The sequence below is a fragment of the uncultured Oscillibacter sp. genome, from assembly GCF_900546705.1.
Taxonomy (GTDB): Bacteria; Bacillota; Clostridia; order Oscillospirales; family Oscillospiraceae; genus Oscillibacter.
Genome location: NZ_URDP01000029.1, coordinates 1 through 23,393, shown reverse-complemented (window position 1 = coordinate 23,393; position 23,393 = coordinate 1). Strand labels below are relative to the sequence as shown.

Here is a 23,393-nt window from a genome sequence, read left to right as displayed (position 1 = left end):
CGCCGTCCACCACGCCCTCGATCTTGCCGTCCATGTCCTCCAGCACGTCCTGGGCGGTGGTGCAGCTGGGACGGCCGGAGGTGTTGGCGCTGGGCGCCGCCACCGGGATGCCGGCCTCCCGGATGATGGCCAGCGTCACCGGGTGGTCCGGGCAGCGCATGGCCACCGTGTCCAGCCCCGCGGTGATGGCAGCGGGCACCACGTCCGTCCGGCACTTCAAAATCATGGTCAGGGGGCCCGGCCAGAACTTGCGGGCCAGCACGTAGGCCAGGGGCGGGATATCCCGGCAGTACCGGGGCAGCCACTGCTGGCCGGGGATCGTCAGAATCAGGGGGTTGTCCTGGGGACGGCCCTTGGCCTCAAAAATCCGGGCCACGGCCTTTTCGTCCAGGCCGTTGGCCGCCAGGCCGTACACCGTCTCCGTGGGGATGCCCAGCAGTCCGCCGTCCCGCAGAATCTTGGCTGCCGCGGCGATCTTATCCTCAATGCTCTTTTGCTGTCCCTTGGTATCCCGCAGGTCAAAATATAATGTCTGCATAGCTTCGCCTCTATTTCTCTTGATCGGGCCGGAGCCCGTTTGTTACGTCTCATCCGACGCCCGGGCGCCGTTTTTCATCTTCTCCGCCTGATCCGCCGTCACCAGCGCATCGATCAGCTCATCCAGTCCGCCGTCCAGTACAGAGTCCAGCTTATAGAGCGTCAGGCCGATGCGGTGGTCCGTGACCCGGCCCTGGGGAAAGTTGTAGGTACGAATCCGCTCAGAGCGGTCGCCGCTGCCCACCTGGCTTTTCCGCGCCGCGGCGGTCTGCGCCGCCTGCTTCTCCCGCTCCATTTCATAGAGCCGGGAACGCAGCACCCGCATGGCCTTGTCCTTGTTCTTGTATTGGCTGCGCTCATCCTGGCACTCCACCACCAGTCCTGTGGGCAGGTGGGTGATCCGGATGGCAGACTCCGTCTTGTTGACGTGCTGTCCGCCGGCACCGGAGGCGCGGTAGGTATCAATCTGCAGGTCCTTGGGGTCGATGTCCAGCTCCACATCCTCCACTGTGGGCAGTACCGCTACCGTGGCGGCGCTGGTGTGGATGCGGCCGCCGGACTCCGTCTCCGGCACCCGCTGCACCCGGTGGACGCCGGACTCGAACTTGAGCCGGGAGTAGACGCCGGTGCCTTCCACCAGCACACTGCACTCCTTCACGCCCCCCAGCTCCGTCTCGTTCATGGAGACAATGTCCGTGTGCCAGCCCTTGGTCTGGGCATACATGGTGTACATCCGCAGCAAAGAGGCGGCAAACAGTGCCCCCTCCTCGCCGCCTACGCCGCCGCGCACCTCCAGCACCACACTGCGGTCGTCGTCCGGGTCCCGGGGCAGCAGCAAAAGACGGAGCCGCTCTTCCAGGGACCGTTCCTCTTCCTGAGACGCCGTCAGCTCCTCCTGCGCCAGCTCCCGGAAATCCGGGTCGTGCAGCAGCTCCCGGGCCTGCCGGTGCCGCTCCCGGGCCCGGGTATAGGCCCGGTAGGCCTCCACCACCGGCTCCAGTTCCTTGAGCTCCCGGGTGACGGCGGCCAACCGGGTACTGTCGCCGTAAATGGCGCCATCTCCCAGCTGCGCCTGGAGATCTTCATAGCGCAGCGCGATTTCCTTCAGTTTTTCCAGCATATTCCCTGTTCCTCTCCATGTATCGGGAAGCAGCGGCTCAGAGGTTTTCCTCCAGCGCGCGCACCTGCCGCAAAAACTCCTCCTGCCAGAAGGTGCAGCCCACGGAGCCTGCCCGCAGGGATACCGCTGCCACATGGGGGCGTTTGGTATAGAAGTCCATCTGCTTGAAGATGCTCTCGTGCTTGCTCTCGCTGCCCCGGGTAGCCACATAGGCAACGGACCGGAGCTCTCCGCCGTGCTGCTTCAAGAAGGTGCGCATCACGCTGCTGCACCGGCCCGCCCAGACGGGCGTGCCCAGAATGACCAGATCGTAGGCGACCAGAGGCTTTTTCGTCTCATAGGGGCAAAGGGGCGCCGTGGCTTTGCTCATGGCATCCATACCGCAGCGCAAAAAGCCCTTCCAGCCGCCCCGGGCCACGTCGTCCCGCAGCTCCACCAGCTCCGCTCCCAGGGCGTCGGCGATCTCCTCCATGGCCTTTTTGGTATTTCCCGTCCGGGAGTAATACATACATAAAATGTTGCTCATTGATGCCTCCGAATTTGTTTAGTCAAGCAGAACGCTCTTCACCACGGCGAACGCCTCGCGCAGGGAATAGTTTACCTCCAGGTGCGCCCACGGGATGGGCGCGCCCACACCGACTGTCACGCCGTAGCCCTTCTTCCGGGCGATGAGCCGGGAGCGGGCAACGTGGAAGTCGTTGGTGACCACCGCCACGGTGTCTGTGGCGATATCCACCCCCGCCGCTTCCAGCAGCGGCGCGGAAAAGGCAAAATTCTCCGATGTGTTGGAGGCGGATTCCTCCAGAATGAGCCGCTCCGGCTCCACGCCCCGCTCCGTCAGGTAATCATACATACACGCAGCCTCGGTAATGTCCTCGCCGTAACCCTGCCCGCCGGTGAGTACCACCGGAATGTCCGGATGCGCCTCCAGGTAGGAAAGTGCCGCGTCCAGCCGGGTGGCAAGGGACAACGAAGGCGTGGTTCCGTTGACACCGGCACCCAGCACAATGACAGCGTCTGCCGGCAGGGCGGTGAGATCCCGCCGCCCCTGGGTCACCACAAAGATCTCGATGGAACAAAGCAGGGTCAGCACCACCGCCAGGGCGGCGTGAAACCCCCGGCGGCAGCGCCTCCAGAACCGGCCGTCTGCCGCCTTGTACCGCAGCCACAGCGCCACCAGCAAAAGCGCCGCAAGGCCCAGCAGCAGCATCCCGGAAAACCGCATGCCCAGGGGGCGAACCGCATACAAAACTGCGCCGGCCAGAGCCAGCGCCGCCGCCAGCACACACTGACGCCTCCCGCCGGGCTCCAACCGTTTCCAGATGTTTTTCACTCTCCCGCCTCTTCGCTCAGCTGCTCCCATTTTTCATACAGCGCGTCCAGCTCCGCCTGGGCCGCCTCCTTCTCCTGTACCAGGGCATTCAGCTTTTCGTAGTCGCAGGCGGCGGCCTCCATGTCCGCGTCCAGCGCGGCCATGTGCTCTTCCGCCTTGGCAATGTCCCGCTCGCAGATGGTCAGCTGCCGGCGGGCCGCCTGCTGGGCCCGATTGGCCCGGGGCCGCTCCGCCGTATGCTTTTCCTTCTGGGGCTTGGGCGGCTCTGTCTTTTCCGCCGCCTCCTGTGCCTTCATCTGCCGGTACTGGGCAAAGCCCATGGGATAATCCGTGATGGTACCGTCCGAGAGCTCCCAGATCCGGGTGGCGAAGCGGTTGATGAAGTAGCGGTCGTGGCTGACGAACAGCAGCGTGCCGTCGTAGGCCTCCACCGCCTCCTCGATCCACTCCCGGGAGGCAATGTCCAGGTGGTTGGTGGGCTCGTCCAGGATGAGGAAGTTGATCTCGTCGTCCATGAGCATGCAAAGCCGCAGGCGGCTTTGTTCGCCGCCGGAGAGCACGCTGACGGGCTTGAGCACGTCCTCTCCCTGGAAATCATAGGCCGCCAGCCGGTTGCGGGCGGATTGGGCGGACAGGCCCTTTTTCGCCGCCATCATATTTTCCACCAGATTCCAGTCCGGGTGGTCGAAATGGACGATCTGGGGCAGGTACGCGCAGCGCACCTGCGGCCCCATGCGGATGCGGCCGTCGTCCGGGTACAGCTCTCCCACGATCATCTTGATGAGGGTGGACTTGCCGGTGCCGTTGTCGCCGATGAGGGCGATGCGCTCCCCGCCCTCCACCTTCAAGGTGATGCCGTCAAAGAGGTGCTTTTCCCCGTAGGATTTAGAAACTCCCCGCAGCGAGAGCACCTCGTCACCGTGGAACTCCGCCGTGGAGAACCGGGCGTCCATCTTCCTGGCCTTGGTGGGCTTGGACGTGGTACGCATGCGCTCGATGCGCTTTTCCATGGAGATGGCCCGGCGATACGTCTTGTCCATGCCCTGGAAGGCCCACAGCCGCAGCTGCTCGGCAGCCTTTTCCAGCTGCTGGATCTTGGCCTGCTCCTTGAGGTACTGCTTCATGCGCTCCTGGTAGCGCCGCTCCTTTTCCACGGCGTAGAAACTGTAGTTGCCGCTGTAAAACTCCGCCTTGCCGTCCAGCACCTCGATGACCCGGGTGACGATCCGGTCCAGGAAGTAGCGGTCGTGGGAAATGACCACCACTGTGCCCCGGAAGGCCCGGATGTACTCCTCCAGCCACTCGGTGGCGTGGAGATCCAGATGGTTGGTGGGCTCGTCCAAAAGCAGAATATCCGTGTCCTCCAGAATGAGACGGCCCAGGTTCACCCGGGTCTTCTCCCCGCCGGAGAGACTGTCGAACAGCTGCGCCCGCTGGCTGGCAGGAATGGACAAGCCGTTCGCCACCTTATTGACAGCCACATCCGTATCGTAGCCGCCGAAGGCCTCGAACCGCTCCGAAAGGCGGCCGTAGCGCCGCAGCAGCTCCGGATCGCTCTCTCCCGCCGCCATGCGGCCCTCCAGCGCGCGCATCTCCTCCGCCAGCGCCTGCTGACGGGAAAAGGCGGTGCGCAGCACATCCTCCACCGTGTACTCCGGCGGATAGACGGGGATCTGGGAGATGAGGCCCAGCCGCCGGCCCGGCGCGATGGTCACCTGACCGGCGTCATAGTCCAGCTCGCCGGTGAGGATCTTGAAGAGCGTGGTCTTGCCGGCGCCGTTTTTTCCCAGCAGTCCCACCCGCTCCCCCTGGTCGATCTGGAAGGTGATGCCGTCCAATACGTTGCGGCCCACCTCGAAGGATTTGACCAGGTCCTTGACTTGTATTTCAATCATACGCGATAAACTTGCTGAAGCTGCTCCACCAGCGCCTCAAAGTGCATGGCGTGGGACGCCTTGACCAGCATGGCCGTGTTGGGTCCCAGCTGCTCCGTGAGCTGAGGCAGCGCTTCCTCCTTCGTTGAAAAATGCATGACGCTGCCGCCGCTCTGGGCCGTGCCCTCAGCGATCATGGCGGCCTTTTCGCCGATGGCCGCCACAAAGTCAATGCCCAGCATGGCGGCCAATGCCCCCATATTATAGTGGGCCTGCTCCGTCAGCTCGCCCAGCTCGCCCATGTCGCCCAGCACCGCCACCTTGCGGTCGCAGGATGTCTTGGCCAGCACTTCCAGTGCGGCAGTGACGGACTGGGGATTTGCGTTGTAGCAGTCGTCCAGGATAACGCGGCCCTCGCGCAGCCGCACCACCCGCATCCGGGACCCGGCGGGCTCGTAGGACGCCACGCCCCGGACGATCTCCTCGTGGGAAAGGCCCAGGCGCTCCCCCACCGCCACAGCCATGGCCGCCGGGTACGCCATATGCTCGCCCGGCGCCGGAATCGACAGCTCGTAGCGGTCACGCTCCGTGGTGACGGTGCAGGTGATGCCCTCCACCCCGTGGTCGGCGATGTCCTGGATGCGGACGGTGCAATGGTCGTTCTGGCCGCAGCGGACCGTGGCAAAGGGCGCGTGCACCGTGTCCAGCAGGGCGTCATCCCCGTTGAGGATCAGCAGTCCCTCCGGCTTCAGGTTCTCCAGAATCTCGCACTTGGCCTTCAGGATTCCCTCCCGGCTGCCCAGATACTCGATGTGGGCGTCACCGATGTTGGAGATGACGGCGATATCCGGCCGCACCATCTCCCCCAGATAGCGGATTTCTCCGAAGTGGTTCATACCTGTCTCGATCACCGCCGCCTCATGCTCCGGCGCGAGGCCCAGCAGCGTCAGCGGCGTGCCGATGTCGTTGTTGAAGTTCTCCGGTGTTTTCAGCACGCGGTACTTGGCCTCCAGCACCGCGGCGATCATCTCCTTGGTGGTGGTCTTGCCCACGCTGCCGGTGATCTGGATCACAGGGATGGGGAATTTGTCCCGGTAGTGGGCGGCCAGGGCCCGCAGGGCAAGGCGCGTGTCGTCCACCTTGATGTAGAATTTATCGGGCCGCAGGTCCACGGGCAGCCGGGCGCACAGGCAGCCGGCCGCGCCGGCAGAGAGCGCCGCGTCGATAAAGTTGTGTCCGTCAAATTTTTCACCCACCCAGGGAAGGAACAGGCACCCGGGCGTAATGCGGCGGCTGTCTGTGCACACGGTGTCCACCATGGGTGCATCCTCCCGGGGATTCCACCAAATGCCGCCTACGGCGGCGGCGATCTCCTTGACCGTCATCGGCTGCATTCAATACGCCCTCCTCTTGAGTCGGCAGGACTGCCGCACGATCTCCTCGCAAAGTTCCTCATAGCTCATTCCCACCGCTGCGGCCTCCTTGGGCACAAAGCTGGTGGGCGTCATGCCCGGCAGAGAATTGGCCTCCAGGCACCACAGCTTCCCGTCCTGATCCAGGATCATGTCCGTGCGGGAGTAGACCTCCAGGCCCAGCGCCCGGTGCACCCGCAGGGCAAGCGCCCCGGCGGCGGCCATCTCCTCGTCACTGATATGGGCAGGGCAGGTCTCCTCCGCCGCGCCAGCCTGATACTTGGCCGCGTAGTCGAATTCCTTGCCCGCCGGCACCGTCTCCACTGCCGGCAGCCACCGCTGGCCCAGCACGGCCACCGTCAGCTCCCGGCCGAAGATGCGCTCTTCCACCAGCACCCGGCTGCCGTAGCGCAGCACCTGCTCCAGTGCCTCCTTCAGCGCCGTCCGGTCCTCCGGGAGGTACACGCCCAGAGAGGAGCCGCCGCCCACGGTCTTGACCACGCAGGGCATAGGCAGTTCCGCAGCCAGACGCTCCACGTCCGCTGCGCCGTAGTCCAGCAGCTGCCACTTGGGGGTAGGGATGCCGGCAGAGTCCATGATCTGCTTGGACACGGCCTTATCCATGGCCACGGCGGAAGCCAGATGGCCCGAGCCCGTATAGGGCACGCCCATCAGATCCAGCACCGCCTGGATGCGGCCGTCCTCGCCGTCCTGGCCGTGAAGGCCGATGAACACCACGTCCGCCAGGGCGCAGATCTCCAGCACCCGGGGACCGATGTGGCTCTCACCGCCGCCCCGGCTGCGCTTGACTTCCTCCAGATCCGGCGCCTGCACCTCAATGCTGGCCTGGGGACAAAGCCCGTCCGGCGCGTCAAACAGCGTCTCCAGATCCTCCGGCGCATCCGGCAGTCCCAGATAGAGATCCACCAGCACCGCCCGATGGCCACGCTGACGCAGTGCCCGGCATACGCCGCTTCCCGTCACCAGGGAGACCGCCCGCTCCGTGGAGATTCCGCCCGCCAATACCACGATTTTCACCGCAAATCATATCCCTTCTATGTCTCTGCTTCCGCCGGCCCTCCGGCCGTCTCAGGAAGCCCGTTTCACCAGCCCGCCGGCATCCATGGGCCCGGCGCGCCTATAAAGACACTATTATAATCTGTTTTAGTTTATCACAAAGCAGGGGTGAATACAACTGTCAAAACCGCAGGAAAACCGCCGGAGGAGCCATGCGCTCCTCCGGCGGCAAACCGTCTCATTTCAGCCAATCGAAAAATCCGGGCTCGTCGTCTCCCATCAGCGCAGACGCGGCGGCCAGCAGATCGGCCGCGTCCGCCCGGGTCAGCGTCTGCTCCATGGCATCACTGCCGAAGCTTCCGGCGGAGAGCACGGCCGCGGATTCCAGATTCGCCACCGCCTGGGCCGCCCAGGCGCTCTGGGCCTCCCGGCCGGGGTACCAGGCCGCAAGGTCCACATCCTCCAGCGCCAGCACCCGGTTGAGCACGGCGGCGGCCTCGTTGAAGGTGATGGGGTCCCCCGCCCGTAGCGCCACGCCGTCGCCTGTGACACTGCCGCGGATCACCCCGTCGCTGACAGCGGCCGACGCGTAGGCCTTGGCCCAGGTGGGAATGGCATCATCGTCGCAAAAGCCCGTCAGCGTTACAGGTGACACCTCCCGGCCTGCCGCCTCCAGTGTCATGGCCAGGAATTCTCCCCGGGTTACCGTCCGCTCCGGCTCAAAGTAATACTGATCCCCTACCCGGGCACCGGTAAACACCCCCGCCTCCGCCAGGTACTGGGCGGAAACCGCAGACGCGCTGCCGGCGGTGTCGGCATAGGTGACTCCGGAGCGTACCTTCTCGATGGTCACCGAGACGGTGGCCGGCAGCGACACGTTTCCGGCACTGTCTGTGGCCGTGTAGGTGAAGCGGTCCGTGCCGGTGGCGCCGTCGTCGGGGGTATAGGTGAAGTTGGCGCCGTCCACCGTCACCGTGCCCTTTTCCGGCGGGTCAGCCACCGCGTAAGTCAGGTCTTCCCCCTCGTCGTCCTGGGCCAGGAACTGTGCCTTGTAGGGGATGCCCCGGTAGGTGAACACGCTCAGTTCCTCAGCCACCGGCGCTCCCGGCGCGGCAGTTTCCTCCCCGCCGAAGAGGGCACCGGCGCCGGTGCCCAGATACAGTGCCGCAGCCGCGGTCATGGCCGCAGTGCGCCGCAAGATCCTGTTGGTCAAATGAATCAGCCTCCTGCCTTTTCGTGTTGGCAGTAGTTTCTTCCGCTTCCAGCCGGATTATGCAAAAAGGGCGGCCGGAACAATCCGGCCGCCCTTTCCTCACCGCAGCTTTCCCGGCCGCCGCATGGAGGGAGTGCGCTTCTTGATGCCCGAAACCACGCCCATGGCCGCATAGAGCGTGACAATGGACGAGCCGCCGTAGCTGAAAAACGGCAGCGTGATGCCGATGGTGGGCATGATGAAAAGGCACATGCCGATGTTGATGAGCGTCTGGAAAATCAGCATGGCCGCCATGCCCACGCACACATATTGGAAAAACGGCGTCTGGGACCGCTTGGCCACGATCAATACACGGGCAATAATGGCCGCCAGCAGCCCAATGATCGCAAGACACCCCACCATGCCCAGCTCCTCTCCGCATACGGAGAAGATGAAGTCCGTATGCCGGCCCGGCAGCGACCAGCTGGACGAGCTCTGGGTCTGGGTACCGTGGAGGTACCCCTGTCCGAATATCCCGCCGGCGCCCAGTGTCAGCAGACTGCGGTTCTGATGCCAGCCCACGCCCAGGGGATCGTAGTTGTGGTCGAACAGGGCACGGAACCGGTTGAGCATATACTGCATGGAATCCGGCACCAGGTCCAGCAGAAACACCGCCGCGATGGCGCCGCCTCCCCCTCCCAGCAGCAGGACGAACCACCGCAGGGCAAAGCCCGCCACAAAAGCCATGCAGAGGAAGATGAACAAAAACACCAGTCCGTTGCCCATGTCGCCGGAGGCTATAAAATAAAGCCCGCAAAGACCTATGGCATGGCCGCCCACCATCATGGCTGCCGGCAGGGACTTCAGGTCCCGCTTCTCCTCCCGCAGCCACTCCAGCTGCTTGGCCAGAAGCAGCGTGAAGGTGATCTTCACCACCTCCGCCGGTCCGATGCTCACCGGCAGGAAGGGAAAGCGCAGCCAGGCCCGGTTGCCGCCCTCGCTGGCGCCGAAGGGTGTCCGCAGCAGGAGGATGAACACGATGTTGAACGCCAGGATCCACCGCCATCGCTTGAGCAGCACCTCCAGGTCCACCATGGAAAAGAGGATGTACATGCAGATGCCCAGCAGCATGGCCACGCCCTGAACGATCACATACTTGTTGCTTTCCAGGTACCGGGTGGCGCTGAAAATCAGCACGATGCCGAACAGGGTGGAAACGCAGCAAAGGGACAGCAGCACCAGGTCGGCCTGCTGGAAAAAGTCCGCAAGAACGGCTTTGAGTCGGCTCAGCATGAGAAAATCTCCATTTCTTGATCTGGAAAAAGGCAAATTGCAACAAATAGCAGTATACCACAAAGGGCCGCCCGTGTAAACGGCGCAAAATTGTTTTTACAAACGGGCCGGATTATGGTATATTAAGTTGATTTATGAATTTGACAGAAAGGACTGCTGCCTTGTGGAATATCTCTCCCACAGCGTGGCCCAGACGGAGGATCTGGGCGCCCGGCTGGCCGCGGTGCTCTCCCCCGGTGCCGTGGTGGCGTACACCGGCGGCCTGGGCATGGGAAAGACCGCCTTTACCCGGGGACTGGCCCGGGGACTGGGATATACCGGTCATGTCACCAGCCCTACCTTCACCATCGTCAATGAATACGAGGGCGGCCGTCTGCCCCTGTTCCACTTTGACATGTACCGGCTGGACAGTGCCGACGACCTGTTCGACATCGGTTGGGAGGACTACCTGGACCGGGGCGGCGTGTGCGCCGTGGAGTGGAGCGAGCAGGTGGCCGATGCCATGCCCGAGGACACCATCTACGTGTCCATCGCCCGTCATCCAGACCAGGACAGCTGGCGGTGCATCACCATCGAAGGAGTGGAGCTGACATGAAAATTCTGGCGCTGGAGACCTCCGCCAAGGCCGTCTCCGCCGCCGTGGCGGAGGACGGGAAAATCCTCTGCTGCGGCTATCAGGACACAGGCCTGACCCACAGCCGGACCTTGATGCCCATTGTGGAGGGCATTTTGAAAAACACGGAGCTGACCGTCTCCCAGATGGACGCCATCGCCGTGGCTGCCGGTCCCGGCTCCTTCACCGGCATCCGCATCGGCGTGGCCGCGGCCAAGGGGCTGGCCTTCGCTGCGGACAAGCCCGCCATCGGCGTATCCACGCTGGCCGCCATGGCCCGCAACGTGGCCCATGTGGACGGACTCATCGTCTGCGCCATGGACGCCCGGCGCCAGCAGATCTACAACGCCCTCTTCTCCGCCCGGGACGGACTTCTCACCCGGCTGACCCCGGACCGGGCCGTCTCACTGGAGGAGGTGGCCGCCCAGGTGGCCGCCATGGACGAGACGCGGATCACCCTGGTTGGCGACGGCGCCGCCCTGTGCCGGCAGTATTTTGCCCAGGCGGGGATTCCCTGCCGCATGGCACCGCCCCATCTGGTCATGCAGAATGCCTCCTCCGTGGCCCTGGAGGCGCTGGAGCTGGCCGGGAAAGGGCAGCTGCAAAGCGCCCAGGACCTCCAGCCCGTCTACCTGCGGCCGCCTCACGCCGTGAAGCTGAAGGACCGGAGCTGAATCAAATCATTGGAAATTTTATATAAAGGAGTATACTTATGAGCGGTAAAGTACACGTTATGGACCATCCCCTGGTTGCCCACAAGCTGACCATCCTGCGGGACAAGAACACCAGCGTCAAGGACTTCCGGGAGCTGGTCTCCGAGATCGGCATGCTCATCACCTATGAGGCCACCCGGGATCTGCCTCTGACCACCAAGGAGGTGGAGACCCCCATCTGCACCACCACCGCCCCCACCCTCAAGGGTAAGAAGTTCGCGGTGGTTCCTATTCTCCGGGCAGGCCTGGGCCTGGTGGACGGTGTGCTGCGCATGGTGCCCAGCGCCCGTGTGGGCCACATCGGCATGTTCCGGGACGAGGAGACCCTGGAGCCCCACGTGTACTTCTGCAAAATGCCCAAGGACATTGCCGAGCGTGACATCATGATCGTCGATCCCATGCTGGCCACCGGCGGCAGCGCAGAGGCCGCCATCACCGAGATGAAGAAGCGGGGCTGCGTCAACATCAAGCTCATGGTGCTGCTGGCCGCGCCGGAGGGCATCAAGCACATCCAGCAGACCCACCCCGACGTGGATATCTACTGCGGCGCCGTGGACGACCATCTCAACGAACACGGCTACATCGTCCCCGGTCTGGGCGACGCCGGCGACCGGATCTTCGGTACAAAATAAGCAAAAAAAGAGACGGCCCGGCGGGCCGCCTCTTTTTTGTTTTTACAGCACGTAGAAATACACCGCCAGATAGTGCAGCAGGGAGCCTGCCAGGATCAGCAGGTGGAAGATCTCATGGAATGTCCACTCCGCCGAGATGTTGGGCTTTTTGATGGCATAGAATACAGCCCCCACAGAGTAGCAGATGCCGCCCAGCGCCACCAGCGTCAGACAGGGCTGCCCCAGACAGGTGGCAAAGTCCTTGGCCACAAACACCACCGCCCAGCCCATAATCAGATAAATGGCCGTGGAGAGAATTCTGGGGGCGTTGATCCAGAAGATCTTCACCAGAATGCCCGCAGCCGCCACACCCCACAAAAGCAGGCAAAACCGCGTTCCCTTGGGCTGGGGCAGCAGTACCACGGAAAAGGGCGTATAGCTGCCGGCAATGAGCACATAGATCATGCTGTGGTCCATTTTCCGCAGCCGCCGCTTCACGCCGCCGCTGGCCGCGTCTCCCGGATAGTAGTGATAGACCGCACTGGCCGTATACAGTGCCAGCATGGACAGGCAAAAGCACATGGCGCAGGCCAGCGCCAGTGCCGGGGCCTCCGACCGCACGCCGCGGATCAGGAAAAACACACCGCCGGCAAACGCTGCCAACGCCCCGATCGTATGAGTTCCGCAGCTGACCGGGTCCGCTGCATTGGGAAAGAAACGATGCAAGATATCATCTCCAGATTTCATAAAACGCTTAATATGGTTTCTGATACTATATTACACAGTCTCGTATGATATTGCAAGTAGTTTTTTGCCGAACTCTATTTTTTATGCACTGCGTCAAAAAAAGAGAGGGGACACCCCAGTGTCCCCTCTCTTTTTCATGCAGTTTTATTCCCAGCACTCGGTCTTTCCGGCAAGGCCCACGTCCGCCGCGTGGAACACCGGGTTCTCGCCCGCCCTGCGCTGACGGTTGTAGTCGTGGAGCGCAGCCAGAGCCGGCCGGGCCAGAATCACGATCACCGGCAGGTTGATGAGGGCCATGACGCCCATGAGCACATCCGCCAGGTTCCACACCATGTTGATCTCCATGCCCGCACCGATGAAGATGAGCACCATGGCGTCAATGCGGAAGAGCGTCATAAACTCCCGGGCCGGGATCTTCCCCACGATGTAGTTCAGGCAGTTGTCCACATAATAGAGGTTGCCGATCAGGGTGGTGAAGGCGAACAGCACCATGGCCACGGTGATGAACACCGGACCGGCGGCGCCGAACTGCTCGTAAAGCGCCATCTGCACATAGGGTGCACCCTGGAGCGTTTCCTCCGGCGCCACGCCGGAGCAAAGCAGCATGAACGCGGTGGCCGAGCAGATGAGCAGCGTGTCGATGAACACGGAGAGCATCTGCACCAGGCCCTGCTTGACAGGATGGCTCACGTCCGCGGAGGCAGCGGCATTGGGTGCCGAGCCCACACCGGCCTCGTTGGAAAAGAGGCCCCGCTTGATGCCGTACATCATGGCAGAACCGGTAAAGCCGCCGAAAATGGCCTGGAAGTCAAAGGCCCCGGCAAAAATGCTGCCCAGCACCTGAGGCACCATCCGCCAGTTCAGCACCACCACCACAACGGCCACCAGCACATAGAGGCCGCCCATGAAAGGCACCAGGGTGGAGGTGAAGCGGATGATCCGTTTTCCGCCGCCCATGACGCAGTAGCCCACCACAACGGCCAGCACCGCGCCGATCACCCACGGGGTGGTGGCAGGATCATAGAAACCGTAGCTGGAGAAGGTGGACTGGAGGTTGTAGGAGGCCAGCATATTGAAGCCGCCCGCATAGGTCAGCACCAGCGCCACAGCAAAAATCACCGCCACCGGACGGCAGCGCAGCGCCGCCTCAATGTAATAGGCTGGCCCGCCGTAGCTCTCACCGGTCTTGGGGTCCCGCCGCTTGTAGATCTGGGCCAGAGTGGACTCCACAAACGCAGAGGCACCGCCGATGAGCGCAATGACCCACATCCAGAACACGGCGCCGTAGCCGCCGCAGCAGATGGCCGTGGAAATTCCGATGATGTTGCCCGTTCCCACCCGGGACGCGGTGGACACCATCAGTGCCTGGAACGAAGAAACCGATCCGGCGTTGTGGGGCTTCTCTCCCACCACCCGAATGGACTCCCGGAACATCCGCAGCTGCACAAAGCCTGTCCGCAGTGTGAAATAGACCCCTGCCGCAATCAGCAAAATCACCAGAATATAGGTATAGAGCCAGTCATTGAGGACACCAATCAACTCTCCCAGCATAGCGCACTTCCTTTTCTCTTATATTTTTTCAGTTTGTACAGCATACCAGAGAGAACACCTTTTTGTCAATTCCATCCGGCAATTTTCAAAAAGGTGCGCCGCTTTTTACGCTGTGGGTACATCCAGCAGCCCCGCGAGCGTCCCGGTGTCCAGTGTCATACGGAACGTATTCCCTGTTTCCGTCCGGCAGTCCAGCCGCAGCACGTTGTCCGCCTGCCAGGAAAGGCCCTGCACCTGCACCGCCCGGGAATCCAGTTCGCTTATGTCCCAGATGCATCCGGCGCTGCCGGATGCTCCCTGATAGGAAAGGGCCAGCTCTCCCGGCTGCGCTGTCACTCCGGCGCTCCAGACGCCGTCGGGGGACCACACCTGAAGTCGGACGGTGCCCGATTCCAACTGCCGGTGCATCATCTCCGATGCCAGGGACAGTGCCCGGTCGGAAAGTGCCGTGTTCTCCGGCACCAGAAAGACCCGCTTGTCCCCGTACTGCTCTCCCGTCTCCCAGTCGGCACAGCTGCTCAGATAGAGATTTTCCCCGTCGGTCACCAAAAACGCCAGCCGCTGCTCCGCGACTGCGCCGTTGCTGCGCATTCTCCAGAGGAACGGGCCGCCCTCGAATATCACGTCAATGACCATGACGGCGCTCTGGCCGTAGTCTTGCACCGTCCGCAGCTGACAGGGAGCCCCCAGAGACACCTTCTCCAAAAACGCCTCCACTGCGTCCAGATTTCTGGCTCCTGCGCCGCTGAACACCACATCCTCCGCCGCTGCATCGGCGGCACTGTAATCCTCCGGCAATTCCTCCAGCGGTACAAATCCATAAGGCGTCCGGGCCGTATAGGGGCTCTCCCCCAGGGAAAACTCCGCCGTCAGCTGCGCACCTCCCACGGTCTTTACCAGCCGGTACTCCCCAACCCGGGGTGTTTCCTCATAGTTTGCAAAGCCGCAGGACAGCGCCATGGCCTGCCCCGGAGCCAGGGCATAGCCAATAGCAGTCCAGCCGGCGTTGTCCTTCATGGTCAGGTCCGTCCAGCCCTCCCCATCCTTGCGCTGGATGGAATAGGGCTCTCCGAATTCCACCGTTTCATCGGTGTCGTTGCGAATCATGTAGGTATAAGTTGTCAGGGAAGGGTCATAGACTCCATGCTCCAGTTCCATAGTCAGTCCCTCCGGCGCTGCCGGTGCTTCCTCCGCACGCTGTCCGCCTTTCCCGGTACAGCCACCCAGCAGCAGGCATACCGCCGCCAGCCACACCCATCCTCGCCTCATCGACGATCACCTCCTGTTGTTTCTGTCCATTCAGACGAACTGTGTCGGAAGAAGTTCCCATTTCATCTGGCAATCTGTACAAATTCCGGCAGGTTTTTTTTCGATCTGCCTGCTTGCTTTTTTACGGTCCGTCCGTTAAAATAAAAATACAAGCGAAGAATGATAGCTGTAACGAAGTGCTGCGCGCACGGGCTGACACCTATCATTCCCTGTTTTTTGGTAGGTGTTTCAAGCCGTTGAGGACTTGAAGCGCCTTTTCTTTTTCCCGTTATTGCACTCTTGTCACCAGGGGACAACACAACAGGAGGTTTTTCACATGATCTTATTGGCAAACGGAAAAGTTATCACCCGGGACCCCAACGCTGCCGGCTACTATCCCGACGGCGGCGTAGTCACCGACGGCGGCAAGATCGTAGCCGTGGGCACCACGGCTGATCTGAAGGCCAAGTACCCTCAGGCCGAGTTTGTGGACGCCAAGGGCGGCGTCATCATGCCCGGTCTCATCAACGCCCACACCCACATCTACTCCGCTCTGGCCCGGGGCCTTTCCATCAACGGCTACAACCCCACCAACTTCTACGAGGTACTGGACGGTCAGTGGTGGTACATCGACCGCAATCTGGATCTGGAAGCCACCCGTGCCAGTGCCCAGGCCCTGGTCATCGACTCTATCAAGCAGGGCGTCACCACCATCTTCGACCACCACGCCTCCTTCTGCGAGATCCCCGGCTCCCTCATGAAGATCGCCGAGGTCACCAAGGAGTTCGGCATGCGCGCCTGCCTTTGCTACGAGGTCTCCGACCGGGACGGCGAGGAGAAGTCCATCCAGTCCGTGCAGGAGAACAAGGATTTCATCGACTACTGCGAGAAAAACCCCGATCCCATGCTCAAGGCCATGTTCGGCGGACACGCCCTGTTCACCATCTCCGACAAGACTTTCGACCGGATGGTGGCGGCCAACAATGGCCGGGTGGGCTACCACATCCATGTCTCCGAGGGCATGAACGATGTGTACGACTCTCTCCAGAACTACGGCCGCCGCCCGGTGCAGCGTCTCCAGGACCACGGCATTCTGGGTGAAAAGACCATTCTGGGTCACTGCATCCACGTCAACACCGCCGAGATGGACATCATCCAGGCAACCGACACCATGTGCGTCAACAACCCCGAGTCCAACATGGGCAACGCCGTGGGCTGCTCCCCTGTTCTGCAGCTGTACAAGAAGGGCATTCTGGTGGGCCTTGGCACCGACGCCTACACCAACGACATGCTGGAGTCCGTCAAGGTAGCCCTGACCATCCAGCGCCACAACGCCTGCATGCCCAATGTAGGCTGGTGTGAGGTAACGGATATGCTCTTCAAGAACAACGCCAAGATGGCCGCGCGCACCGGCTTCCCCACCCTGGGCGTCCTGGCCCCCGGTGCCGCCGCCGACGTGATCGTCATGGACTACAAGCCCTTCACCCCCTTCTCCGACGCCAACATCGACGGCCACATGCTCTTCGGCATGACTGGCCGCCAGTGCCAGACCACCATGATCAACGGCAAGATCCTCATGAAGGATCGCCAGCTGGTGGATATTGACGAAGAGGCCGTGAATGCGCACATTCTGGAAGCCAGCAAAAAGCTCTGGGGCAAGCTCAACCACTGCCAGTATTAAGCCACCTGTCGGTGCCGCCCAGCGGCCCGTTACCCAACGTAAGGAGTATTTTTGAGGAGGAAAAAAGCGTATGTCTGAACTGATGATCCCCATTCCCTTCCGGGAATTGATGACCTGGGTCACCACCGAGTACCAGCGGGACGGCTCCGTCTTCGGCGTCCACCGCCCCTACAAGGCCGGTGTGAAGAAGCTGCCCATCTTCGGCGAGACCATTGAGACCCCCTTCGGCCCCGCTGCCGGTCCCAACACCCAGCTGGCCCAGAACATCATCGCCAGCTACTTCGGCGGTGCCCGGTTCTTCGAGCTTAAGACCGTCCAGAAAATGGACGGCGCGGACCTTGCCGCCTGCATTTCCCGTCCCTGCATCCTGGCAGAGGACGAGTGCTACAACTGCGAGTGGTCCACGGAGCTCTATGTCCAGCAGGCCTTTGAGGAGTACGTCAAGGCCTGGTGCGCCTTAAAGATCATGGCCAAGGTATACGGCCTGGGCGACCCCAACGGCTTCGTGTTCAACATGTCCGTGGGCTACGACCTGGCGGGCATCCAGGGCGAGAAGGTGAATTCTTTCCTGGACGGCATGGTGGACGCCTCCAAGACTCCCATCTTCCAGGAGTGCATCGCCGTTTTGAAGGAGTTCTTCCCCGGCGAGGCCGACTATATCGACACCATCACGCCTCACGTCTCCGGCTCCGTGACGGTCTCCACCCTCCACGGCTGCCCGCCCGACGAGATCGAGCGCATTGCCAGCTACCTCATTGAAAAGAAGCATCTGCACACCTTCGTCAAGTGCAACCCCACCATCCTGGGCTACGAGACCGCCCGGTCCATTCTGGACTCTATGGGCTACGACTACATTGCCTTTGACGACCACCACTTCAAAGAGGATTTGCAGTACTGCGACGCGGTGCCCATGTTCCATCGGCTCCAGGCCCTGGCGGACGCCCACGGCCTCGAGTTCGGCCTCAAGCTCTCCAACACCTTCCCCGTGGACGTGAAGGCCGGGGAGCTGCCCAGCGAAGAGATGTACATGGCGGGCAAGTCCCTCTTCCCCCTGACCACCACCATGGCCGCCATGATGGCCAAGGAGTTCGGCGGCAAGCTGCGCCTTTCCTACGCCGGCGGCGCCGACGCCTTCAACATTGACAAGCTCTTTGCCTGCGGCATCTGGCCCATCACCATGGCCACCACGGAATTGAAGCCCGGCGGCTACCAGCGCTTCACCCAGATCGGCGACAAGCTGGACGCCATGGACTTCAAGCCCTTCACCGGCGTGGACGTGACCGCCATCGAGGCGCTGTGCCTGGCCGCCCGGTCCGACAAGTACCATGTCAAGCCCATCAAGCCCCTGCCCCGCCGCAAGCTCTATGAGAAAGTGCCTCTGATGGACTGCTTCACCGCTCCCTGCAAGGGTGGCTGCCCCATCCGCCAGGACATCCCCGAATATATCGAGCTGTGCCGCAAGGGCGAGTACGCCTCCGCCCTGCGCCTCATTACTGAGAAGAACCCCCTGCCCTTCATCACCGGCACCATCTGCGCCCATAACTGCATGACCAAGTGCACCCGCAACTTCTACGACCAGCCGGTGAACATCCGCGCCACCAAGCTGGTAGCCGCGGAGCGTGGCTACGACGCCTACATGGCCAAGATCAAGGCTCCCGCCCCCGCCGCCACCTCTGCCAAGGTGGCCGTCATCGGCGGCGGCCCCACCGGTATGTCCGCCGCCTACTTTGTGGGCCGTGCCGGCATCCCCGTCACCATCTTTGAGCGCACCGGCTCTCTGGGCGGCGTGGTGCGTCAGGTGATCCCCGCCTTCCGTATCTCCGACGCGGCCATCGACAAGGACGTGGCCCTCATGGAGAAGATGGGCGTGGAAGTGAAGCTGAACACCGAGGCTCCCTCTGTCTCTGAGCTCAAGGCCATGGGCTACACCCACATCTTCTTCGCCGTGGGCGCCTGGAAGCCCGGCAAGCTGGACATCCCCGGCAACGTGGTGGGCGTCATCGGCTGGCTGAAGGACATGAAGGCCGGCAAGGAAGTGTCCCTGGGCCATGTGGCCGTGGTGGGCGGCGGCAACACCGCCATGGACGCCGCCCGTGCCGCTCTGCGCGCCGGCGCAAAGTCCTCCACCCTGGTCTACCGCCGCACGAAGAAGTATATGCCCGCCGACGCCGAGGAGCTGGAGCTGGCCATTGCCGACGGCGTGCAGTTCCTGGAGCTGGTGGCTCCCGTGGAGCAGAAGGACGGCAAGCTGGTATGCGAGAAGATGAAGCTGGGCGAGGCCGACGAAAAGGGCCGCCGCAAGCCCGTCCCCACCGGCGAGATGGTGGAGATCCCCTGCGACACTGTGGTGGCCGCCGTAGGCGAAAAGGTGGACAGCGACCTCTTCACCAAAAACGGCATCGAAGTGGACGCCAAGGGCATCCCCGACTTCAAGACCAATGTGGACGGCGTCTACGTAGGCGGCGACGCCATGCGGGGTCCCGCCACCGTGGTGGAGGGCATCGCCGACGCCCAGTACTTCGCCAATGCCGTCATCGGTGAGGCCCACAAGGTCACCATCCCCGCCAAGGCCGTGGCAACCCGCGATGAGGCCATTGCCAAGAAGGGCATCCTCTGCGAGAGCGCCAAGTGCGAGGGTGACCGGTGCCTGACCTGCAACGTGGTGTGCCAGGTGTGCGCCGATGTGTGCCCCAACCGTGCCAACGTGGTCATTGAGCTGCCCGATGGCCGCCATCAGATCCTGCATGTGGACCGGATGTGCAACGAGTGCGGCAACTGCGCCATCTTCTGCCCCTATGACTCCGCTCCCTACCGGGAGAAATTCACTCTGTTCATGACCCGCGAGGGCTTTGACGAGAGCGTAAAGAACGCCGGCTTCCTGCCTCTGGGCGGGAAGAAGGTGCTGGTCCGGCTGGACGGCAAGGTGTTCGAGGCCGATCTGGACGCCAAGAACGATCTCCCCGCCGACGTGGAGGTGTTCATCCTCACCGTACTGACCAAGTACGCCTATCTGCTGGGATAACCGGCCATGGATCGTTACCAGCGGCTGCGCCGCTATGGGCTGTTCACCGCCGGTGTGGCCGTGTCCGCCGGCGGGATCGCCTTCATCACCCGGGCGGCTCTGGGCACGTCCCCCCTCTCCAGTCTGCCGTTCGTGCTGAGCCTCATCACCCCGCCCAGCGTAGGCGTATATACGTTCGCCTTCAACCTGCTGTTTCTGGCGGCAGAGGCGGTCCTGCGCCGGACCTTTACCCGGATGCAGGCATTGCAGATTCCCTTTACGCTGCTGTTCTCCGTCTCCATTGACCTTTTCATGTGGCTGATCCCCACCCAGCTCCACGGTCCGTATCCCATGAAGGTGCTTTACCTGCTGATCGGCTGCGGCCTGCTGGGTTTGGGTGTGACGCTGGAGGTACTGGGCGATGTGATCATGCTGCCCGGCGAGGCGCTGGTGCGAGCCATATCCCAAAAGAGCCATATCCCGTTCCACCGTGTAAAGGTCCTGTTTGACAGCACCCTGACCCTCATGGCCGCTGTGGCTGCACTGCTGGCTTTCGGACGGCTCAACGGCGTCAAAGAGGGGACGCTGGTGGCCGCTTTGGCCGTAGGCCCGCTGGTGAACGTTTACACCCGATTGCTGGGTCCCTCCCTGCGCCGCCGGCTGGATGCCCCGGCAGTCTGAAATGCAACAAAAAAACCTCCGCTGCTTGAAGCAGCGGAGGTTTTTTTCATATTTTACTGTCCCTGGTGATGCTTTGCGGCAGTCAGCAGGTTTTCCATGAGCATGGCCCGGGTCATGGGCCCCACACCGCCGGGTACCGGCGTAATATAGGACGCCTTTTGTTCCACAGCAGCAAAGTCCACATCGCCGCAGAGCTTTCCCTCTGCATTGCGGTTCATGGCAACATCGATGACCACGGCGCCCTCCTTGACCATGTCGGCCCTCACCAGGCCCGTCCGTCCCACAGCGGAGACCAGGATGTCCGCCTGGCGGGTAAAGGCCGCCAGATCCGGCGTTTTGGAGTGGCAGATAGTCACAGTGCCGCTTTGGGCCAGCAGCAACGTGGCCATGGGCTTGCCCACGATGTTGCTGCGGCCCAGCACCACGCAGTGCCGCCCCGCCACGGGGATCTCATAGGAGCGCAGCATCTCCATAACGCCCGCCGGCGTGCAGGGCAAAAACACCGGCTGGCCGGTGACCATGCGTCCCACATTCACCGGGTGGAAGCAGTCCACGTCCTTGTCCGGGGCAATGGCGTTGAGGACCTTTTCCTCGTTCAGATGCGCAGGCAAGGGCAGCTGTACCAAAATGCCGTCCACGGCGCCGTCACCGTTGAGTCGGTCAATGAGCCCAAGCAGCTCCTGCTCCGTGGTGTCGGTGGGGAGCTTATGCTCAAAGCTCAAAAAGCCGCACTCGGCGCAGTCCCGCTCCTTGCCGGAGACGTACACACGGGAGGCCGGGTCGTCCCCCACCAGGATCACCGCCAGCCCCGGGCGGCGGGCAAGTCCCACGGCCCCGGCGGCACAGCGGGCCTTCACCTGGGCCGCAAGTGCCTTTCCGTCAATGATCTTCGCCATGGCTCTCCTCCTTGTGCTCCTCCGTGCCGTCGGGCACGGGCGTCTCCGCTTCCGGGACGGTCGCCTGCTCTGCAATGGTTTCCGCCTCCGCCGCAGCCGCGCGGGCCGCAGCCACCTGATTGACCAGCAGTTCCGACCGATCATGAGGCCGCAGGCGGATATTGTAAAACAACATGGCTGCGGAGACAAGCACCAGCACCACGCTCAGCGCCTGGGACACCCGGATGGGCTGGCCGAACAGCGTCCAGTCAAAGAGATACAGGCTGTCCGTCCGCAGTCCTTCCACCCAGGCACGGCCCAGGCCGTACCACAGGAAATAGAACCAGGTGTTCTCCCCGTCGAACCGGCGTCCCCGGGTGATGATGAACACTACCAGCAAAAGGCCGATCAGGTTCCACAGGCTCTCATAGAAAAATGTGGGGTGAACCTCGATGGTCTGGGTGGCGCTGGTCCAAAGGCGCATCCGCCAGGGCAGAGTGGTCTGGGCGCCGAAGGCCTCACGGTTAATGAAATTGCCCCAGCGGCCGATGCACTGGCCCAGCAGCAGCCCCATGACGCAAAGGTCCGTCATGGCCCAGAACTTCAGCTTTTTCACACGGGTGTAGAAAAAGGCAACGACAATGCCCATAATGACCGCCCCGTAAATGGCCAGGCCGCCGTCCCATACGGCCACCATCTCTTTCCAGTTGAGTCCTCCGTCCGCCGTGCGGTACAGATCCAGATAGAAGATCACGTAGTACACCCGCGCGCCGATGATACACGAGGGCACCGCCCAGAGCACCATGTCCAGCACGTTGTCCTCGGACAGTCCGAACCGCTTGGCCTGCTTCATGCAAAGCAGAAGTCCCGCCAGCATGGCCACCGCCAGGATGATGCCGTACCAGTAGACGCCGTGGCCGATGTGGAGGGCAATGGGATCGGGGTTGAACTCCCAGTCGCCGAACAGGCCGGGAAAGCTGATGGGCATATTACTCAAAGCCTTCAATTTCGGTTACATCCTTTCTTTCTCTCTTGCCTCACTTGGGGACGATCTCGCTGAGCACCGCCCGCTCCCGGGTGATATTCTCCCGCAAAAACGCCTCGATGTCCTCCTTGGTGATGGAGTCGAACACCTGGGGGAAGCGGAAAGGATCATAGCCGTGGAAATCCCCCTCTGTCAGCGAAACGGCGATATTCTCAAAGGAGTTGAGCCCCCGCAGGCTGGAGCCGAACGCAGAGCGCTTGACCCGCTGGTAGAACGCCTCGTCCACGCCCTCCCGGCCCAGACGCTCCGCCTCGGCGCAGATGGCCTCCATGACGGCCGGCGCATCCTTGGAGTCGCCGCCGGCGTAGAGATAGGCCACGCCGGGCATCATCTCGTAGGCGCCGCCGAAGCTGGTGTTGATAAGTCCCTGGTCGTAAAGGCGCAGGTACAGGGGACTGGAATCCCCCAGCAAAATGTCGCAGGCCATTTCGCCCACGGCCGCGGCGCGCATATACGCCTCGCCGTCCGCCACGGGACGGCACTTGAAGCCCGTCAAAAACTGGGGGCAGGAGACTTCCATGGAAAGGCTGGTATGCGTCTGCGCCACCGCTTCTCCCTCCTGCCCGTAATCCCGGGCGATCACCGGCCCCCCCTCCCGGGGCAGGACATGGCGGGCCAGCTCCACCACCCGGGCGGGGTCCACGTTGCCCACCACGGTCAAAATCATGTTGGAGGGGGTATAGAATGCCTTGTGGCAGTCGTAGAGGGTCTTGGCTGTGATATGGGAGATGCTCTCCACCGTGCCGGCAATGGAGGTGCGGGCGGTAGAGGAGGCATACAGGGCCTGCATCATGCGGGTGTAGAGCTGCCAGTCGGGGTTGTCCTCGATCATGCGGATCTCCTGGCCGA

Annotated in this window: 21 protein-coding genes; 6 read left to right on the top strand and 15 right to left on the bottom strand. The window is 62.6% G+C overall.

Going from position 1 to position 23,393, the window contains the following annotated elements:
- The 9 genes from QZS13_RS07210 to QZS13_RS07170 form a co-directional block, all read right to left on the bottom strand.
- The coding region (locus tag QZS13_RS07210) for an L-threonylcarbamoyladenylate synthase (RefSeq protein ID WP_295587392.1) at positions 1–538 on the bottom strand (538 nt) is incomplete at its 3' end.
- A gap of 42 nt (positions 539–580) precedes the next feature.
- On the bottom strand, positions 581–1,657 hold the full coding sequence (gene prfA / locus QZS13_RS07205) for a peptide chain release factor 1 (protein WP_295587390.1): 1,077 nt from the start codon (positions 1,655–1,657) through the stop codon (positions 581–583).
- A gap of 37 nt (positions 1,658–1,694) precedes the next feature.
- Positions 1,695–2,183 carry a flavodoxin gene (locus QZS13_RS07200; protein ID WP_295587388.1) on the bottom strand — a complete coding sequence of 163 codons (489 nt, stop codon included), beginning with the start codon at positions 2,181–2,183 and terminating at the stop codon, positions 1,695–1,697.
- A gap of 18 nt (positions 2,184–2,201) precedes the next feature.
- The gene (locus QZS13_RS07195; RefSeq protein ID WP_295587386.1) at positions 2,202–2,990 is read right to left on the bottom strand and encodes a YdcF family protein; all 789 of its coding nucleotides are present in this window, start codon (positions 2,988–2,990) and stop codon (positions 2,202–2,204) included.
- Positions 2,987–4,885: a ribosomal protection-like ABC-F family protein gene (gene abc-f, locus QZS13_RS07190; RefSeq protein WP_295587384.1), complete on the bottom strand. Its 1,899-nt coding sequence runs from the start codon at positions 4,883–4,885 to the stop codon at positions 2,987–2,989. The genes QZS13_RS07195 and abc-f overlap by 4 nt, the downstream gene beginning before the upstream one ends.
- Positions 4,882–6,258 (bottom strand): UDP-N-acetylmuramoyl-tripeptide--D-alanyl-D-alanine ligase, encoded by a 1,377-nt coding sequence (gene murF, locus QZS13_RS07185; protein ID WP_295587382.1) that lies wholly within the window; start codon positions 6,256–6,258, stop codon positions 4,882–4,884. Before murF ends, abc-f begins: the two co-directional genes overlap by 4 nt.
- Positions 6,259–7,314, bottom strand: a complete 1,056-nt coding sequence (locus QZS13_RS07180; RefSeq protein WP_295587379.1) for a D-alanine--D-alanine ligase — start codon at positions 7,312–7,314, stop codon at positions 6,259–6,261.
- Between the two features lie 217 nt (positions 7,315–7,531).
- Positions 7,532–8,506, bottom strand: coding sequence for an Ig-like domain-containing protein (locus QZS13_RS07175; RefSeq protein WP_295587377.1), 975 nt, complete (start codon positions 8,504–8,506; stop codon positions 7,532–7,534).
- A gap of 99 nt (positions 8,507–8,605) precedes the next feature.
- Positions 8,606–9,778 (bottom strand): FtsW/RodA/SpoVE family cell cycle protein, encoded by a 1,173-nt coding sequence (locus QZS13_RS07170; protein WP_295587375.1) that lies wholly within the window; start codon positions 9,776–9,778, stop codon positions 8,606–8,608.
- A gap of 163 nt (positions 9,779–9,941) precedes the next feature.
- On the opposite strand from QZS13_RS07170, the gene tsaE reads away from it, so the two are divergent.
- Genes tsaE through upp form a run of 3 tightly spaced genes read left to right on the top strand, consistent with a single transcriptional unit; the run spans position 9,942 to position 11,736 of the window.
- The gene (gene tsaE / locus QZS13_RS07165; RefSeq protein ID WP_295587373.1) at positions 9,942–10,373 is read left to right on the top strand and encodes a tRNA (adenosine(37)-N6)-threonylcarbamoyltransferase complex ATPase subunit type 1 TsaE; all 432 of its coding nucleotides are present in this window, start codon (positions 9,942–9,944) and stop codon (positions 10,371–10,373) included.
- A complete protein-coding gene (gene tsaB / locus QZS13_RS07160) occupies positions 10,370–11,065 on the top strand; it encodes a tRNA (adenosine(37)-N6)-threonylcarbamoyltransferase complex dimerization subunit type 1 TsaB (protein ID WP_295587371.1) in 696 nt (231 codons plus the stop codon). Before tsaE ends, tsaB begins: the two co-directional genes overlap by 4 nt.
- 38 nt (positions 11,066–11,103) lie before the next feature.
- Positions 11,104–11,736 carry a uracil phosphoribosyltransferase gene (upp, locus tag QZS13_RS07155; protein ID WP_295587369.1) on the top strand — a complete coding sequence of 211 codons (633 nt, stop codon included), beginning with the start codon at positions 11,104–11,106 and terminating at the stop codon, positions 11,734–11,736.
- A gap of 42 nt (positions 11,737–11,778) precedes the next feature.
- Here upp and QZS13_RS07150 read toward each other — a convergent pair whose 3' ends face one another.
- The 3 genes from QZS13_RS07150 to QZS13_RS07140 form a co-directional block, all read right to left on the bottom strand.
- Positions 11,779–12,441, bottom strand: a complete 663-nt coding sequence (locus tag QZS13_RS07150; protein ID WP_295587367.1) for a hemolysin III family protein — start codon at positions 12,439–12,441, stop codon at positions 11,779–11,781.
- 165 nt (positions 12,442–12,606) lie between these two features.
- The gene (locus tag QZS13_RS07145; RefSeq protein ID WP_295587365.1) at positions 12,607–14,013 is read right to left on the bottom strand and encodes a sodium:alanine symporter family protein; all 1,407 of its coding nucleotides are present in this window, start codon (positions 14,011–14,013) and stop codon (positions 12,607–12,609) included.
- Between the two features lie 105 nt (positions 14,014–14,118).
- Positions 14,119–15,282, bottom strand: a complete 1,164-nt coding sequence (locus QZS13_RS07140) for an immunoglobulin-like domain-containing protein (RefSeq protein ID WP_295587364.1) — start codon at positions 15,280–15,282, stop codon at positions 14,119–14,121.
- A 316-nt stretch (positions 15,283–15,598) separates the two neighbouring features.
- On the opposite strand from QZS13_RS07140, the gene ssnA reads away from it, so the two are divergent.
- The 3 genes from ssnA (at position 15,599) to QZS13_RS07125 (ending at position 20,624) form a co-directional block, all read left to right on the top strand.
- A complete protein-coding gene (gene ssnA / locus QZS13_RS07135) occupies positions 15,599–16,942 on the top strand; it encodes a putative aminohydrolase SsnA (RefSeq protein ID WP_295587362.1) in 1,344 nt (447 codons plus the stop codon).
- 70 nt (positions 16,943–17,012) lie between these two features.
- A complete protein-coding gene (gene ygfK / locus QZS13_RS07130) occupies positions 17,013–19,964 on the top strand; it encodes a putative selenate reductase subunit YgfK (protein WP_295587360.1) in 2,952 nt (983 codons plus the stop codon).
- A gap of 6 nt (positions 19,965–19,970) precedes the next feature.
- Positions 19,971–20,624 carry a YitT family protein gene (locus QZS13_RS07125; protein WP_295587358.1) on the top strand — a complete coding sequence of 218 codons (654 nt, stop codon included), beginning with the start codon at positions 19,971–19,973 and terminating at the stop codon, positions 20,622–20,624.
- A 53-nt stretch (positions 20,625–20,677) separates the two neighbouring features.
- Here QZS13_RS07125 and folD read toward each other — a convergent pair whose 3' ends face one another.
- The 3 genes from folD to QZS13_RS07110 form a co-directional block, all read right to left on the bottom strand.
- Positions 20,678–21,520 carry a bifunctional methylenetetrahydrofolate dehydrogenase/methenyltetrahydrofolate cyclohydrolase FolD gene (gene folD, locus QZS13_RS07120; protein WP_295587356.1) on the bottom strand — a complete coding sequence of 281 codons (843 nt, stop codon included), beginning with the start codon at positions 21,518–21,520 and terminating at the stop codon, positions 20,678–20,680.
- Positions 21,504–22,487: a prolipoprotein diacylglyceryl transferase gene (gene lgt / locus QZS13_RS07115; protein WP_295587354.1), complete on the bottom strand. Its 984-nt coding sequence runs from the start codon at positions 22,485–22,487 to the stop codon at positions 21,504–21,506. Before lgt ends, folD begins: the two co-directional genes overlap by 17 nt.
- Positions 22,488–22,536: 49 nt before the next feature.
- A partial coding sequence (locus tag QZS13_RS07110) for a pitrilysin family protein (protein ID WP_295587353.1) occupies positions 22,537–23,393 on the bottom strand: 857 nt, incomplete at its 5' end.

Excerpts from the sequence above, each read along its gene's own strand:
- QZS13_RS07125 (WP_295587358.1), top strand. The coding sequence starts at position 19,971 with ATGGATCGTTACCAGCGGCTGCGCCGCTATGGGCTGTTCACCGCCGGT.
- abc-f (WP_295587384.1), bottom strand. The coding sequence starts at position 4,885 with ATGATTGAAATACAAGTCAAGGACCTGGTCAAATCCTTCGAGGTGGGC.
- QZS13_RS07170 (WP_295587375.1), bottom strand. The coding sequence starts at position 9,778 with ATGCTGAGCCGACTCAAAGCCGTTCTTGCGGACTTTTTCCAGCAGGCC.
- QZS13_RS07200 (WP_295587388.1), bottom strand. The coding sequence starts at position 2,183 with ATGAGCAACATTTTATGTATGTATTACTCCCGGACGGGAAATACCAAA.
- ygfK (WP_295587360.1), top strand. The coding sequence starts at position 17,013 with ATGTCTGAACTGATGATCCCCATTCCCTTCCGGGAATTGATGACCTGG.
- tsaB (WP_295587371.1), top strand. The coding sequence starts at position 10,370 with ATGAAAATTCTGGCGCTGGAGACCTCCGCCAAGGCCGTCTCCGCCGCC.
- ssnA (WP_295587362.1), top strand. The coding sequence starts at position 15,599 with ATGATCTTATTGGCAAACGGAAAAGTTATCACCCGGGACCCCAACGCT.
- QZS13_RS07140 (WP_295587364.1), bottom strand. The coding sequence starts at position 15,282 with ATGAGGCGAGGATGGGTGTGGCTGGCGGCGGTATGCCTGCTGCTGGGT.
- folD (WP_295587356.1), bottom strand. The coding sequence starts at position 21,520 with ATGGCGAAGATCATTGACGGAAAGGCACTTGCGGCCCAGGTGAAGGCC.
- murF (WP_295587382.1), bottom strand. The coding sequence starts at position 6,258 with ATGCAGCCGATGACGGTCAAGGAGATCGCCGCCGCCGTAGGCGGCATT.
- upp (WP_295587369.1), top strand. The coding sequence starts at position 11,104 with ATGAGCGGTAAAGTACACGTTATGGACCATCCCCTGGTTGCCCACAAG.
- QZS13_RS07145 (WP_295587365.1), bottom strand. The coding sequence starts at position 14,013 with ATGCTGGGAGAGTTGATTGGTGTCCTCAATGACTGGCTCTATACCTAT.
- prfA (WP_295587390.1), bottom strand. The coding sequence starts at position 1,657 with ATGCTGGAAAAACTGAAGGAAATCGCGCTGCGCTATGAAGATCTCCAG.
- lgt (WP_295587354.1), bottom strand. The coding sequence starts at position 22,487 with ATGCCCATCAGCTTTCCCGGCCTGTTCGGCGACTGGGAGTTCAACCCC.